The 13,672-nt window shown below is 63.7% G+C and carries 15 protein-coding genes; 1 reads left to right on the plus strand and 14 read right to left on the minus strand.

The genetic code is table 11. The features are described from left to right. Positions 1 to 4: 4 nt before the first annotated feature. From SF06_RS13975 to SF06_RS14010, 8 genes are all read right to left on the minus strand, one after another. A complete protein-coding gene (locus tag SF06_RS13975) occupies positions 5 to 1,378 on the minus strand; it encodes a ParB family protein (RefSeq protein WP_039562152.1) in 1,374 nt (457 codons plus the stop codon). Further along, a complete protein-coding gene (gene dnaB / locus SF06_RS13980; RefSeq protein ID WP_039562153.1) occupies positions 1,378 to 2,721 on the minus strand; it encodes a replicative DNA helicase in 1,344 nt (447 codons plus the stop codon). The genes SF06_RS13975 and dnaB overlap by 1 nt, the downstream gene beginning before the upstream one ends. Next, positions 2,718 to 3,563 carry a ParA family protein gene (locus SF06_RS13985; protein WP_039562156.1) on the minus strand — a complete coding sequence of 282 codons (846 nt, stop codon included), beginning with the start codon at positions 3,561 to 3,563 and terminating at the stop codon, positions 2,718 to 2,720. Before SF06_RS13985 ends, dnaB begins: the two co-directional genes overlap by 4 nt. A gap of 4 nt (positions 3,564 to 3,567) precedes the next feature. Further along, on the minus strand, positions 3,568 to 3,780 hold the full coding sequence (locus SF06_RS13990) for an AlpA family phage regulatory protein (protein WP_039562157.1): 213 nt from the start codon (positions 3,778 to 3,780) through the stop codon (positions 3,568 to 3,570). 88 nt (positions 3,781 to 3,868) lie between these two features. Then, positions 3,869 to 4,621 (minus strand): hypothetical protein, encoded by a 753-nt coding sequence (locus SF06_RS13995; protein WP_039562159.1) that lies wholly within the window; start codon positions 4,619 to 4,621, stop codon positions 3,869 to 3,871. A 292-nt stretch (positions 4,622 to 4,913) separates the two neighbouring features. Further along, the gene (locus tag SF06_RS14000) at positions 4,914 to 6,020 is read right to left on the minus strand and encodes a TraI domain-containing protein (protein WP_039562161.1); all 1,107 of its coding nucleotides are present in this window, start codon (positions 6,018 to 6,020) and stop codon (positions 4,914 to 4,916) included. A gap of 125 nt (positions 6,021 to 6,145) precedes the next feature. Then, the gene (locus SF06_RS14005; protein WP_052199826.1) at positions 6,146 to 6,877 is read right to left on the minus strand and encodes an AAA family ATPase; all 732 of its coding nucleotides are present in this window, start codon (positions 6,875 to 6,877) and stop codon (positions 6,146 to 6,148) included. Between the two features lie 57 nt (positions 6,878 to 6,934). Next, positions 6,935 to 7,843: an ArdC family protein gene (locus SF06_RS14010; RefSeq protein WP_039562162.1), complete on the minus strand. Its 909-nt coding sequence runs from the start codon at positions 7,841 to 7,843 to the stop codon at positions 6,935 to 6,937. A gap of 412 nt (positions 7,844 to 8,255) precedes the next feature. Between SF06_RS14010 and SF06_RS14015 the strand changes: the two genes are divergently transcribed. After that, the gene (locus tag SF06_RS14015) at positions 8,256 to 8,621 is read left to right on the plus strand and encodes a hypothetical protein (protein WP_052199827.1); all 366 of its coding nucleotides are present in this window, start codon (positions 8,256 to 8,258) and stop codon (positions 8,619 to 8,621) included. 2 nt (positions 8,622 to 8,623) lie between these two features. Here SF06_RS14015 and SF06_RS14020 read toward each other — a convergent pair whose 3' ends face one another. The 6 genes from SF06_RS14020 to SF06_RS18535 form a co-directional block, all read right to left on the minus strand. Further along, positions 8,624 to 10,162, minus strand: coding sequence for a conjugal transfer protein TraG N-terminal domain-containing protein (locus SF06_RS14020; protein ID WP_039562163.1), 1,539 nt, complete (start codon positions 10,160 to 10,162; stop codon positions 8,624 to 8,626). Positions 10,163 to 10,172: 10 nt separating this feature from the next. Further along, positions 10,173 to 10,463, minus strand: coding sequence for a hypothetical protein (locus tag SF06_RS14025; protein WP_039562164.1), 291 nt, complete (start codon positions 10,461 to 10,463; stop codon positions 10,173 to 10,175). Then, positions 10,460 to 11,824: an integrating conjugative element protein gene (locus tag SF06_RS14030; RefSeq protein ID WP_052199828.1), complete on the minus strand. Its 1,365-nt coding sequence runs from the start codon at positions 11,822 to 11,824 to the stop codon at positions 10,460 to 10,462. Before SF06_RS14030 ends, SF06_RS14025 begins: the two co-directional genes overlap by 4 nt. Before the next feature lie 10 nt (positions 11,825 to 11,834). Next, on the minus strand, positions 11,835 to 12,695 hold the full coding sequence (locus SF06_RS14035; RefSeq protein WP_039562166.1) for a TIGR03756 family integrating conjugative element protein: 861 nt from the start codon (positions 12,693 to 12,695) through the stop codon (positions 11,835 to 11,837). A gap of 137 nt (positions 12,696 to 12,832) precedes the next feature. Continuing rightward, a complete protein-coding gene (locus SF06_RS14040; RefSeq protein ID WP_169745312.1) occupies positions 12,833 to 13,036 on the minus strand; it encodes a DUF4123 domain-containing protein in 204 nt (67 codons plus the stop codon). A gap of 169 nt (positions 13,037 to 13,205) precedes the next feature. Continuing rightward, positions 13,206 to 13,672 (minus strand): bacteriophage T4 gp5 trimerization domain-containing protein (locus tag SF06_RS18535; protein WP_039562170.1); only part of this gene is annotated, 467 nt, incomplete at its 5' end.

A 13,672-nucleotide genomic window follows, 5' to 3' on the forward strand; every position in this document is an offset into this window, starting at 1 on the left:
CCTTTCAGGTGGCAGGTGGGGATTCCAGGTCGATCAGGCGTCGGCTCAGGCGGATCAGGCGAAACAGCTGCGTCAGCAACGCATCCGGCAGACGCGCCAGGCCGATGTCTTCAGCGGGCCGGCCAGGAAGCGGCAGCTGATAGCTGCCCAGCAGCACCTGTCCGAACAACGCGGCCGGCAGATGCTGGCAGTCTTGCCAATCACCCGGATCATGCGCGCGCAGCAGGGCGCCCAGGAGCAAGTGCACCGACAGCGCCAGAGGCGTCTCGGCGGGGCTGGGCCGCCAGGCAAAGCCCAGCCCGTAGTCGGTGGGGATGACCGCCTCGGGAATGCCGGCGGCCGTTGCCAGCGCACCGGCCAGGCGGTGTATCTCCCTGCGCAGCGGCGCGGGGCTGTCGAGTTCGGCGCTGATCGGCCACAGGGCCGAGTCGCGGTCGAGTCCGGTATCCGCCTCAGGAGCACCGAGCGGCTGACGTACTGGCTCGTTGTGGTCCGCTGGGGGGAGGGCCGGCCGGTCGCAGTCCGGTTGCGGATCGGCGGGATGCTCTGTGGCGGTTGTCGGCGGCGCCGGCTTCAGTTGACTCAGCAGATGCTCGCTCAGCGCCTCGATGGGCGGAATTCCCGCGGTGTCGAATGCCTGCAGGGCGCGTGTCCAGACGTGGCTGAAGTCTTCGCCGGCCTGTGGCAGTTGCGCCCACAGGCCCTGCGCCTGTTTGCGCAGGGCCAGCAGCCGCGTGATCTGGGGTTTGCCCAGGCCGGCCCGCAAGGCCAAGGGCAGGCCTGGCAGCAGATGTTCGAGGGTTTCCAGCAGGCGGCTGATGTGCGATTGCGAGACGGGATAGCCGCCGGCGGTCAGGCGCCTGGCCAGTTCCTGCTGGCTGAGCGCAGGACCCTCCTGTTCATAGAGGGACTTGAGGCGGTCCACGGCGAAGGCGCGTTCGATGAAGCTGAGCTGGGCATGCAGGTCGTTCTCGGCAAGATGGCCGAGCAGCGCGCTGGATTCATCGGTCCATGGCTTGAACAGGCAGTCGAGGTAAAAGAAGCGCTCGTCGGCGGTTTCCTGCCAGAGCTCGTTGAGGATGGCCAGGCGGGTGTTGCCGCCATTGCGAACGATGTAGTGGCGTTCCCCGGGGCGCCGGGTAATGGTCGGTGGCTGATCCAGCCCGCGTTCCCGGATCGAGGCTTTCAACTGGTCGTGGAGCGGATTGCGCAGGGTGCGCGGGTTGTGTTCGTAGGGACGCAGTTGCTCCAGGCTGACGCGGATCGGCGTGTCGCTTAGCGGGTCGGCCAGCGTCAGGTCCGGTGGCGCCTCGCGTTGAGTCGACAGCAACTGCTGGGCAATGTGGTCCAGGGTGGTGTGGGCATGGCGAGGCGGCATCACTCCGGCCTCCAGCTGGAGGGCGAGGCCAGGGAAGCGAAGCGCGCTTGTTCGGCCAGAAACGCACAGTGCACCGTGCCGGTTGGACCGTTGCGGTGTTTGCCGATGATCAGCTCCGCCGTGCCGCGCGCTTCGCTGTCCGCGTGGTAGACCTCGTCGCGGTAGACGAACAGGATAAGGTCGGCGTCCTGCTCGATGGCGCCGGATTCCCGCAGGTCCGACAGCAGCGGGCGCTTGTTGCCGCGCTGCTCCAAGGCGCGGTTGAGTTGGGACAGGGCGATCACCGGGCAGTTGAGCTCCTTGGCCAGGGCCTTGAGCGCGCCGGTGATCTCGGTGACTTCCAGGTTGCGGTTTTCCCGGGGGGAGGAGCGCATCAGCTGCAGGTAATCGATCATCACCAGGGCCGGCATGCCGAAGCGCCGGCTGGCGCGCCGGGCGCGCGCCCGCAGGGCCGCGCAGCTCAGCGCGGGGGTGTCATCGATGATCAGCCGCTCGCCGAACTGGCTGAGCTTGCCCGCCGCCGCGCTCAGGCGTGGCCAGTCATCATCCTGCAGGGTGCCCTTGAGCAGGCTGGACAGCGACAGCTGGCCGAGAATCGCCAGCAGGCGATAGACCAGGGCGCGCGCCGGCATTTCCAGGCTGTAGATCTGCACGCTGTGCTGGGGCCGGGCGAGCAGGGCGCTCTCCAGCAGGCTCAGCGCCAGGCTGGTTTTGCCCATCGACGGGCGCGCCGCGATGATGATCAGATCGGCCGGCTGAAAACCCGCCGTGTGCTCATCGAGGACCGTCAGTCCACTGGGTAAACCGGTGGTGACGCTGCCCGCGTTGAAGTGGCGGTCGATTTCATCGATGACCGTTCCCAGGCACTGGCGCAGGTCGAGGAATTCGTGCGTTTGCAGGTGCTGGCCAAGGCCGAACAGCCGCTGCTCGAAGCGCTCCTGCAGGTCCGTGACGATCACCTCGGACTCGTTGGCTTCGCGATAGCAGGCGAAGCCGAACTGCATCAGGCGGCGCCGATGGGCGCGGTCGCGGACGATCTGCGCATAGGTGGGGAGGTTGGCCACCGAGGGGATGTTCTTCGCCAGTTCGCCCAGGTACGCCAAGCCTCCCGCTTCCGGCTGGCTCTCCAGGTGCTCGGCCAGCGTCACCACATCGAAGGGTGTGTTCTGGTTGGCCAGGGTTTCGATGGCGCGAAAGATCAGCCGGTGCTCCGCGCGAAAGAAGTCTTCGCCGCAGAGCAGGTCGGCAACCAGGTCCCAGGCCTGGTTATCCAGCAGCAGTCCGCCCAGGACAGCCTGTTCCGCTTCATCCGAGTAGGGCGGCATCACGGGAGTGAGGGTCATCGCCGGTCTCCCGCGTCCAGGGTCAGCTGTGTCAGTTGCGGTTGCCACTGCGGAAACAGTTCGATTGCCAGCGCCTGCACTGAGCTCAGGCAGGAGGGCGCCTTGCGACCGTGGGGCTGACGCGGTTCGAAACGGTGTGCCGGCAGCCCGAGCGTGGCGGCCTGCCGGTAGGCGACCAGGCCGGGAATGCTGGTATTGAGCAGCAGCAGGGGCGGCGTATGACTGAAGGAGCGACGCAGGCCGGCGGTAATCAGGCGGCCGTCGTTGCTGATGCCTTCCGTGCGATTGAGCAGCAGGGCCAGTGCGGGTGTGCGGATGCCCATCCGTTGCAGCGGCTGCAGGTCGGCCAGCAACTGCAGGGTGCCGCCATGCACTTCCCGGGCGGCCAGCATTTCCGGGAGCACCGGCGACAGCGCGCGATCCGCGGCCAGCACGGCCATTTCCAGCACGACGCTGCGCGAACCCTGGGTATCGATCAGGACCAGGTCATAGGCGCTGGCCAGGCGGGGCAGCAGGTTGCGCAGGCGGACCCGGCCATCGGGCGCGTGGAGCAGGAGCGTGGCCAGTTGGCCGGTCGGGTCATTGGAGCGGATCAGGTCCAGCCCGGCAATCTCGGTGCGCGACACGACCTGGCGCGGATCCAGCTGGTGCTGGGCGATGAGCTCGAGCGTCCCGCACGGCGCTCGGCTGGTCAGGGAAAAGTAGCTGGACAGGGTCGGCTGGCTGTCCAGATCGATCAGTAACACGCGCAATCCCGCGTCGGCGAGCAGTGCGCCCAGGTTGGCGGTGATGGTGGTTTTGCCCACCCCGCCCTTGGTGGAGATGATCGAAAGCACGTACATGCGCTCAGCTCCTGTCCAGGCGGGCGGCAATCCACTGCTCGATCTCCTGGGAGTCCCAGCCCACCGCCCGCAGGCCGATGCGTCTGGCGTGCGGGAATTTGTCGAGCTTCATCAGGTTGTAGATGTGCGCACGTCGGAAGCCGGTTCGACGCATGACTTCATTGAGGCGAAGGATATGGCGTGCGGGGTGGGCGAGGGGCTGCTTGGGGCTTTGCATGGTCACTCCTTGGCGCGTGATGGCGCGTGATGGGTGACCTGAAGAAAGACCGGCACTGCGCAGCGGTAAACCGTATTGGCGGTAAGCCCTACCGTATTGGCGGTAGGGCGCTGCCAGTCCCGAGACTTTGTCGAGCTGCGGCGAATTTCCGCTCCAGGGTTCGTTTCGTGATACCCAGGCGCCCGGTGTGATGTGCAACCAGAGAGGAAATCACCGCGGATTGCGTTTCGAACCGTGAATAGGGAGTGCCCGATGGGGATTTGCCAAGTAGCAGGTCGAGGAGGGAGCCAATGATGTTCAAATTGGTTTTTTCGCTGCGTTCGCTGGGAACACTTGATGCTGCATCGACTAGGTCGATTCCCGGGGATTTATCGACTTTCTGGGCATTGAACTGACACTCCGCACATTGCGACTCCATCTTTTTCACCAGCGAGTCATGTTCGGCCTTGATCACCTGGAAGGCGTCCAACGTAATGCCGCTGTGTATCTTTCTTTCGAAGGCATCAAAAAGAAAGCTGGGTTTCTGATCCGGATAATAATCGGACATCCAGCTCTTGAGGTCGGTATGCCGGACCGTCAGGGAGTGAGATTCGATGAAGGTGCCAGCGGTGACGGTAGTGCCCAGGCAGCCATAGCGCAGCTCGCCGTTATGGATGGCATCGAGGATTTTCTCGGTGTTGGCCTGCAGGCAAGGCCATCTCAAAAAGCAAGGGTGTGGCTGGAATGCGGGTGACTGTGCCGCTTCGGCGAGTATCTGCTCTTCGTGCGCGGACAGATTGCACCAGCGCAGGGCGGCCTCAAGAGGCCGGTAATAGGTTTTGGCATGAGGGTTGTATGGCATTCGTCGAATATCCTTTTCTGTTGTTACGCCTGGACGACTTCCCTGTCCGTCGCTTGTGGGTTCGGAGCTAATTTGTTAGCAGATGAAAAGGGCGTTGAAAGACCATTTTTCAATGTTTTCTGTTGAAGCGTGAGCGACTTCTAATTCTTTTGCTCAACAAACCAAGCACTTGGTTGGTTTTGGGTATTTTTGTGTGTACTTTTGTACTTTTGTACTTTTGTACTTTTGTACTTTTGTACTTTTCGTGTTTTTATATTTTTCGTTTTTTTTTGCTATTTTATAATTGGCTTGTTCATAGAGCATTGCGTTTATCGATTTGATCGGCGTGTGGCTTTTGATATCGCCCAAGCAGGCAGAACGGGTTATCGGATGGGGTGACGGGGAAGAGCTCATCGGCGTTCAGCAGGTAGCCACTGAACCGGCGGGGCTTGCGGCCCGGCCACGCCAGGGAGCAGCCCCACAGACTCATTCCATCAGGGGCCTTGCGATGGATCTGCAGGGCCTCGAAGCGGCGTTGCAGCTTGCGCCATTCCAGGCCGCGGCCTGCCGGCGGACCGTTGATGTCGAGCTCGCGGCAGTAACGCTGAAAAAGGGCGGGGCTATAGATGAAGGCCTGGCCATCAACGACCTGCACCTTTGAATTCTCCTGATTCACCGACAATTGCCGTTGGGCGATGAGCGTTCTTAGCCAGAGAAGAAAGGCCCGTCCGGGATTATCCGCTGTGCTGTCTTTCGCGGCGGCGGGGGCCTGATGGACGCCGTCATCCGTGTCGCGTGCATCCTCGGATTCGGCAGAAACAGCTGTCAGGCCCTGGCCTGCGGGCGGGGCTCCGTCCAGCGCGCAACGCGCCAGGTCAATCAGCTCGCCCAGCTCGGTTGCCTGGCGGCGAGGGCTGGTGGAGGCGATAGTGAGCTGTCTCCAGAGCTCAGGGAAGCCCTGAAGCCAGTCACAGATGCCTTGGTCGACAAGCAGGGCCAGGCCGTGGCCGCTTCCATCCACGCCTGCCTGGGCAAGCGGGTTCAGTTCATTGAGTAGCGCGGCATACACGAGCGCCGCAGACCAGGCCTCGGCCTGTTGTGCCTGCTCTTCCGGGGCTGCGCCGGCGGGAAGCAGTCGTGAGCGGCGCAGCCTGAGGGCACCCTCGATCAAGGCCAGGCTATGGTCCAGAAACCCTCCCGGGTGGGCGTAGGTTTCCTGCTGGGCTGGCGTCTGCTCTATCCGTGTTGCGTAGCGTTTGAGTGGGACCAGGAAAAGCTGTTCGAAGCATGCCTTCGGCAGCGAGGTTTGCTGATAGATGCGGTCCAGGTGATCACTTCGCTCGGCTATCCAGGGCTCGTCAGATACCGGCTCGTTTTGCCGGGGTCGGCTTGATCTTGAGAGCCTGCGAAGCCAGTGCATGGGCGCTCCAACAAGAAGACTGCCCCGGTGGAGCCGGGGCAGTCGTTACGCAGGCTGTCAGCCTTCTGGTTCGCAAGTGCTCACTGGCGTCGTGTGCATAATCGCTGTCACCGAAATCCACCTGCTTAACGGTTTTCCAGAAAATCGATCGGCTCGAAGGTCAAGGGGGCGGGCTCTGGGGCGTTTTTGATCTTACGCGCACTCAGGGTGCACAGCCTGTTGTCCGCACTTCGGCTCAGTTCGTACTCGCCATCGACCGCATCTTTGAGCGCGGATAATCCTCGGGAGCTGCTATGGCCGCTGTGGATCACGAGAACGGCCACGTTCAAACGACTGATCAACAGGTCTGCCAGGCGCACAAAGTGGCTGATGTCTGCTGGGCTGTTTTCGTCGCCGCTAAAATTGCGCAACAGGTTATCGACCACGATCAAGGCGGGTGCGTGACCGGTAGCTTCGGACAGCTGAGTAATGGCTGAAGCAACGCCTGATATATGGGCCTCGATGCCCATATCGGCCGGATGGCTGGAGATGAACAGTGGGGCATCCTTCAGGTTGACGCCGTTGTGTGCCGACCAAGCACGCAAGCGCCGAGCAATGCTCGAATGACCTTCGCTGGTGATGAAGAACACGGCACTTTGGCGCACTGCCTGGCCGTGAAACGGCGTGTTAGTCGCCAGGCAGCAGGACAGGTCAAGGGCTAGGAGTGACTTGTCCTTGTTGCTTCCGCCATAAAGAACCGCCAAGGAATTCTGTTCGAGAAAGTCCGTTAGCAACCAGTCGATAGGCCGCACGGGCAGGTCAATTGCAGCGAGAAATCTGAATGCTTCATGTTTGGCAACTGCGTTTGGTTCGTTCATCTCGGGCACGCTCCATGTTGCTGAAAAGAAAATGCCCCGGCAGGACCGGGGCAATCGTTACGCAGTGAGACGGTCAGCCTTCAGGGTCAGCAGGTACTCGCTGGCATCGCGCGCATAAGCGCTGGCGCGGAAAATCGCCTGTTTGTTGCTTTGCAGAACCTGCAGCCATGACTCGATGTAGCCTTCGTGGCGCAGCTCGCCCTGGATACCCGTCAGGGCACACAGGTAGGCCGCGCCGACTTCCGCGATCAGCTCCTCGAAGGCATATTCCTGCGAGCCAAACGGGGTGGGCAGCACAATTCCCGCGCGGTTCAAACGCCGGGCATGACCACTCCAGTGAATCAGTTCATGCAGGGCAGTCGCGTAATAGCCGCCGGTGGAGCTGAACTGCTGAACGCAGGGCAGCTGGATGTAGTCCTGCGCGGGTGAATAGAACGCCTTGTTTTCGCTGCGATGGATGATGCACGCCCCGGAGCGACGCATCAGATCTTCGGCTTCAGCGTGGGGTGAGAACCCTTCGCCCGGGGCCGCGATTTCCTCTGGTGCCGCTTCAACGCCCTCGGTCTGTTCGATGTTGAACAGAAAGTTGCGCCTGAGCACCGGTATGCGCTCCAGCTTGGGTAGACCTTCTGCATCCCGGATGATGTTGCCCGACTGATCACGCGCTTCACGTTCCTTGTAGCTGTAGAACACCGTCAGTGTGCTGCTTTCGCCCTTGCGGACATGGCCGCCAGCCTCTTTTGCCTGAAGGTAAGTGAGCCAGCGATCCTGGCTATAGCCCTGCAGCCGTGCCTCGGTCCAGAGCAACAGGATGTTCACGCCTCGGTAGGCGCGTCCGGTGACCGCGTTGCTGGGAAATGGCGAACTCGCAGGCCGACCGGGATGCCAGGGCTTGATCCAGGGCACCACCTTCTGCTGCAGGGCCTCGACGATCTTGTGGGTCACCTCTTGGTAAATGTCACTCATGCGGTTTTCCTCGGCGAAGGCATGCCCATGCCCGACCGGGAATGGGTGCCCGGTGGGTAGGGAAGCGGCCTATGGCGCCGCGAAGACTGCGTGTGAAAGTGGCGTTCATCACCGAAGTGATCGTGCGAACCGCCGAACGCTGATCGCACTTGGGTCGGACCACCCGGACTGGGCGCAGCCTCGAAGATCCTGGCTACTTGGACGTGCTGCAGTGGCAGCGAGTCGTAAGGGGTAGTTAGTCGGGTTCGGCAACCTGGGCAAGGCGGCGATGGAGGCGTAAATCCACTGGCTTCCAGTGCGTTCTGTTGCTGCGAAGCGAAGCGACCAACGGTGTGGCATGGCGTGGATTGTTTCGCCAGGACGGCCAAGCTTGAGTGAGCAGAAACTAAGTCGGCACCGTGGAGGGTGCGTCATGGCTGAGCAGGAGAAGACCACCCAGGCGCATCGCTTCGGTGCTTGGGCGGGCTCATGGTGGTGGCGCTGGCGCGTTCTGGAGGATCGCCAGCTAAAGCGCGTGCAGGACAGCGGTATGCGTCACGGCCGGCTGCTGGTTCGATCCGTCTTCAGGGGTGGCGATCTACTGATGCTTGCCGGCCTACTACTGGTAGGGTTCGGGGTGGCGTTGCCCGTGCTGCTTACGGTGGGGCTGGGCTATCTCATCACTCGGTCTGGGGATTTCGATCCGTCGCCTGGATCGCCGGAGTACGATCAAATTGATCACCCAGACCATCGAACGCATTGGCCAGAGCGTTATGACGAGTGGGGTAGCTTGAAATGATCCTATTTCCCCTTTCCAGCTTTGATCATTGAAGTGCCCAGTGATATGCCTTGGGAGCCGGCGGTATGGCTACTTTGTGAGCCGCGCGACAACATGCTTTCCACCCCAGATCCCACCGAGTACCCCGCCCAACTCATGGCGCCGAGAAACAGCATCGGTAGCACGATGAACATGGCGCCCATCACGTAGGTGATCACCTGAGCTGTCACAGTGCCATCATCAAGGCCCGCCGAGGGGAGGGTGAGAAGCAGTCGGTCGCCCAGCGCCACGTTGCGGTACAGCGTGTCGAGCATGCTCGAGTCCACCCAACGGGCCAGTTCCCACCAGAAGGTCAGCATGTGCAGGGTGAACAGCGCGAAAGTCAGGGTCATCAGCACCTTGAGCTGGTAGGTGCTGATCAGCAAGACCAGCGGCAGGCAGATGATGGTGGCCTGAATCAGAAAGGCCTGCACCATCGGCAAGGCGGTGCGCAGGGCATTCAGCGAGGCGTAATTGCCCAGCGCGCCGAGGGCCAGGCCGCTGTTGGTGGCCAGGTTGTTGAGGCGGTGGCCCAGCGAGTCGCCCCGGCTGCCGCCGCCGTACTCCTGGTAGACCTGTCCGGGGGACATGGTCAGCGCTTGCAGCCGGGGGCTGACCAGCTCACGCAGGGTGATGTCCTGGATCTCTCCGGTTGTGCGTCCGGTCAGCCAGCCGCTCAGGCGCGTCCACAGGCTGGGATCGATCTGCTCGACCAGCCGGCTGCGCAGACCGATGCCGGCGTCGGCCCACCATTGCCGGCAGGAGGGGTAGCCGCCGCCGCTGTCGGGTTGTGGCAGGGTGGCGTCGCGCACATCGTCGTAGGGCCAGCTGGCGCGCGGCAGGCGTGAGCGGTCGCGGTCGTAGTAGCCGCTCGAGTCGAGAAACAGCCGCGAGCCGATCCAGGACGTGTCGAAATCCTCCTGCTTGCTCTGTACCGGGCGCTGGCTGAACAGGCGGGCGCGCGAGCGGCCGTAACAGTCCTTGGTGAAGTCGGCGACCTCCTGCAGCAGCACCTGGTCATGAATGCGCGTCTCGTCGATGTCCATGCGGATCTGCCGAATGTCCGGCGCGCAGGGAATGGCGGCGGTGCCGGCAGCGGTCACGCCCTTGCTCAGCGTATGCACCAGGTACCACCAGAGTGGCACGTTGGCGGACTGATCGCCAATCGTGTCGAAGGTTACGCCCCAGGCCGTTTCGCCGGGCTGCGCGACGCTGACGCCGCAACGCTGACTGGCCTGGGCGTCCAGGCGCAGGGTCGTGAGGTTCACCGGCAGCAGTGGAGCGCAGGCGAACATCAGCACGACGTAGGCCGTCCATAACCGATTCTCGACGCGCGCCACCGACAGCAGCCCCTTGTTGCCCTCGTCAGCGCCCAGCTGCCGGGCTGACAGCCACTCCTGCAGAATGATCGCGCCCAGCGGGGCGGCGAACAGGCCAGTGTCCAGCAGCAGGTTCCACAGGCCGTTGTTGATGATCCAACCCAGCAGGGTGAGGTAGAACTCCAGGTAGCTGTTGGTGCTCATGGTTCGTCCCTCAGGCCCGCAGGCCGCGACCCAGCTCGATGGCCAGGATGAGCAGCGCGCAGATCGTTGCCAGTCGGCGCCACTGTCGGCGTGCAGCGGGATTGGTGCGCAGCCGGTCCAGCCGCCACCAGAACAGGGCGATGGCGCCATAGAGCAGCAGGCGCCAGGCCAGCAGATAGGGCGAGTCGTGCTGCGAGCTAGATTGGTCGCCCAGCGCGCCGAGGCGGGTATTTATTAGCGCGACAGCCAGCATGAGCATGGCCGCGCCGGTACCCACGATGCTCAGCCAGTGCCGCCTCATGGCTGGCTGCCCGGGCTGGACTGGGCTTCGCGCAGGCGACCCGGTTCGGGATCGCCCTGGCGCACGGCACGTGCGGCGCTGGTCGCTACCTCCTGGCGTTCGAGGATCAGGCTGGCGGCATTGCCGGCGAGCATCTGGCGTAATTGCAGCTCGAGTTGCAGGGCGTGGATCTCGCGCTCCAGGGTGGCGAGCTGGCGTTGCACCGCCTCGCGGGCCGGGGTGGCGGATTCGATATGCGGCTCGCGCTGGCCGGCGAGCAGGGCGCGCTGCAGCAGAAGGGCCTTGCCGATCACGTCGGAGAGGGCAGTTTCGCTGGCCATGCGCCGGGCCAGCGTCACTTGGTCGGGATCGTCGCGCAGCGCCTCGATGACGCCGCGACTGACCATCAGAAGCGGGCTGGAAGCACTGGCCAGTCTGTCTGCAGTCAGCGGCTGCGAACCGTCCAGCAAACCCTGCAGCGCCTGCAGATGCTCCTGGTAGGTCTCCTGAATCAAGGGCGTCAGGCCTGTTCCCGCGCTGGCGTGCAGCGTCTCGCAGTCGTCACAGGTGGCGATCTCTGTTTCGCCGAGTACCCGCACGGCCCAGTCCGCCGCCTGCTGGGGTGTGCTCCAGGCGCTGCATAGGGCGCCGCCGTTGCAGTCCGCGTCGAGGATGGCCTGGGTATCAGTGGCCGGGCGGCTGTGCAGCAGGTTGTAGCCAGCCTGGACCAGGTCGCGGGTTACCCGAATCGGCGGTTGGCCGCTGCCCCCGGCCGGCTGGCCGCCGACCCAGGTCACGCCCTGGTTGCCGCCGGTGGTTTCGGTGGCACTGACCACTCTGACCGCGTCCTGGCTGGTCTGCAGGTTCTCTTGCATGGCTTGCCCCTTGGCCAAGGAACCCCAGGCGCCCTGGCCGATGGCGTCGGCCATCTGCCGCGCCATGGCCTGGCAGGTCAGCTGCGAGCGGTCATAGTCAATACGGCCCTGCATCACGCCATTGCTGAGCAGCTCGTAGAGACCGGGGTTGGCGCGCTGAATGATCAGCGCCGGCAATGACATCACCGCCTGGGTGGCGTTCTGAACCACGCTGCCCATGATCTGCTGAAAGCCCTCGGTGACGCCGTTGAGCTGATTGCGCAGGGTGGTTTGCAGGTCCATGTTTCCGCACATCAGATTGGCCCGCCAGGTAAGGCCGACACCAAGTCCGTCGGGGCGGTACAGCGAGGTGGGCGCGCCCGCCGCCGAGCCGCCGCCCAGGGTGTAGAGCACGCGGTCATCCAGCACTTCGCCGCGGCTGCCGAGGCGGTAGTCAACGGCGACGCTGGCAGTCGACCACAGCAGCAGGATCGGCAGCAGGCGGGTGGTGCGGGGTAGTCGATCCATGGCGGCTCCTTTAAAAGGCGACGGTGCCCAACAGCACCTGGCCCTTGCGCTCGCAGCAGCTGTAGGGGCGCCACAGCGCCCAGGCATAGGCGCCGTCTTCGGCTTGTACGGTTTCAGTGGGAAACACAGCGCATCTGTCGCTCGATTCGGGATACAGCGGCTGCCAAGTGTGCGTGGCGGGGTCGTTTTCCAGCACCGGGGGCGGTGGCCAGTAACCGGCGTGGGCGGCTGGGGTGAGCGGCAGGTAGACGTGCGGCTGGCCATCACGGGTGACCAAGTCGGCGGCGCGCTGGGCCATCACCGCCGCCGCCTTGAAGTCGTCGGGCTGGACCAGGAAACCGTGGCGCGGGTAGACATTGCCCCACATCTCGCCGTCGAGCTGACTGCCCACTTCGCGCAGGCCGGGCGTCAGCGCCTCGGGATAGAGGGTTTCCGGAATGGCGTGGCGCCAGGCGAGGGTGTCCAGCGTGCTGAGGAAGTAGGGCTGCAAGGCCGTTGCGCCGCTGGAGCACACCAGGCCGGACGCGGCAGCCACTTGCGCCACGATGAAGCCGCCGGGATGGCCGATGACATCGACGTTCTTGAAGCGGGGCAGGTTGTCGCGGCGGGTGTTGGGCGTGATCAGGTTGCCGCCGCCTTCGGCGCCTGGAAGGGGAGCGGACAGCGCGGCCATTTCGGCCCAGGGGTTCTCGCCGGTGACGGCATAGCTGGAAACCACCAGGTCGGGGTTGAAGTGCTGGACGCGGATGGAGGTTTCGATGTCGCAGCCGAACGGCGTGCAGGACAGCCAGAAGCACAGGCCGATGACCTGGTAATCGAGGCAGCCGGGCGAGAGGGCCGACTGGGTCAGGCTCACGGTATTCAGGGCCAAGGCTGGAAGCGAAAGCGCTCCCAGACCGAGAAGCCAGTATCGTTGCGAAGGTGCGGGGTGGGGCAGGGCGGCTCGGAAGCTGTGGGCAGGGCTGGCCATTGGCGCGTCATCCGAAAGGAAACGCGCACAGAATTAGCTCAGATCAAGAGGGTATTCAGCGCATAAATTGAAATGGATACCTGCGCATTACCCCAGTCTCGGCCCAGGGGAACCTCGGTGAGCAGCAGCACGTGGGGCGCATAGCTACGCTGTAGCAGGGTTTGCCCGCCCGGCTCCTGGACTACCAGTGCGTCGCCGAGGTGTTGGGCCAGGGTGTCCAGGCCGGCGGGGCTGCTGATCAAGGCCTGGATCGTCAAGACTTGGCCGTTCGGTTCTCAAGGTTTTCAGAGTGCTATCGGCGTCCGCCCCCAGCGCGATCAGCCAAGGGCCTTTGCGCACAGGTGCACAAAGGCCCTTGGCGCATGAGCGGGCTGCGGCTTCTTCGGTGGAGCGTTCGCGCGTTGCCGCAGCTTAACCTTGGGGCTCGGGTTCGTGTGTTCTGGGAGGCAGAGGCATTTGGATGGCCACGCCCGATCCCGCCCCCGCACTTCCCCCGGAGTTCAGCTTGACTTCCGCACCCACCACGCTCACCCCACCAGCATCCAGCTTGATAAAGCTGCCGCCGGCTTTGAGGGTCAATTCAGAGCCTGCGTCCAGCACGAGCTTTTCACCGGCGAAATAGTGGATTTCCTCCCCGGCCTCGATGAACTGCCCCGTCCCCAGCTTCAGGTGCTGGCTGCCGGCGACGGTCAGGTGATCGTCGGCCTTGAGCTCCACCAGGCGGTTGCCATGGGTGATGCGGTGCTCCTCGGCCTTCAGCTCGCTGTGGCTGTTGCCCTCGACGGTGCTGTGGCGCTGGTGGCCGATGTGCAGGCGTTGGTCGGGGTTGACGTGCGGTTCCCAGTCCCTGCGCGGCTGACGGTATACGTGCGGGGCGG

It is taken from the genome of Pseudomonas flexibilis (genome assembly GCF_000802425.1).
GTDB classification, from domain to species: domain Bacteria; phylum Pseudomonadota; class Gammaproteobacteria; order Pseudomonadales; family Pseudomonadaceae; genus Serpens; species Serpens flexibilis.

Excerpts from the sequence above, each read along its gene's own strand:
- SF06_RS13975 (WP_039562152.1), bottom strand. The coding sequence starts at position 1,378 with ATGCCGCCTCGCCATGCCCACACCACCCTGGACCACATTGCCCAGCAG.
- dnaB (WP_039562153.1), bottom strand. The coding sequence starts at position 2,721 with ATGACCCTCACTCCCGTGATGCCGCCCTACTCGGATGAAGCGGAACAG.
- SF06_RS13985 (WP_039562156.1), bottom strand. The coding sequence starts at position 3,563 with ATGTACGTGCTTTCGATCATCTCCACCAAGGGCGGGGTGGGCAAAACC.
- SF06_RS13990 (WP_039562157.1), bottom strand. The coding sequence starts at position 3,780 with ATGCAAAGCCCCAAGCAGCCCCTCGCCCACCCCGCACGCCATATCCTT.
- SF06_RS13995 (WP_039562159.1), bottom strand. The coding sequence starts at position 4,621 with ATGCCATACAACCCTCATGCCAAAACCTATTACCGGCCTCTTGAGGCC.
- SF06_RS14000 (WP_039562161.1), bottom strand. The coding sequence starts at position 6,020 with ATGCACTGGCTTCGCAGGCTCTCAAGATCAAGCCGACCCCGGCAAAAC.
- SF06_RS14005 (WP_052199826.1), bottom strand. The coding sequence starts at position 6,877 with ATGAACGAACCAAACGCAGTTGCCAAACATGAAGCATTCAGATTTCTC.
- SF06_RS14010 (WP_039562162.1), bottom strand. The coding sequence starts at position 7,843 with ATGAGTGACATTTACCAAGAGGTGACCCACAAGATCGTCGAGGCCCTG.
- SF06_RS14015 (WP_052199827.1), top strand. The coding sequence starts at position 8,256 with ATGGCTGAGCAGGAGAAGACCACCCAGGCGCATCGCTTCGGTGCTTGG.
- SF06_RS14020 (WP_039562163.1), bottom strand. The coding sequence starts at position 10,162 with ATGAGCACCAACAGCTACCTGGAGTTCTACCTCACCCTGCTGGGTTGG.
- SF06_RS14025 (WP_039562164.1), bottom strand. The coding sequence starts at position 10,463 with ATGAGGCGGCACTGGCTGAGCATCGTGGGTACCGGCGCGGCCATGCTC.
- SF06_RS14030 (WP_052199828.1), bottom strand. The coding sequence starts at position 11,824 with ATGGATCGACTACCCCGCACCACCCGCCTGCTGCCGATCCTGCTGCTG.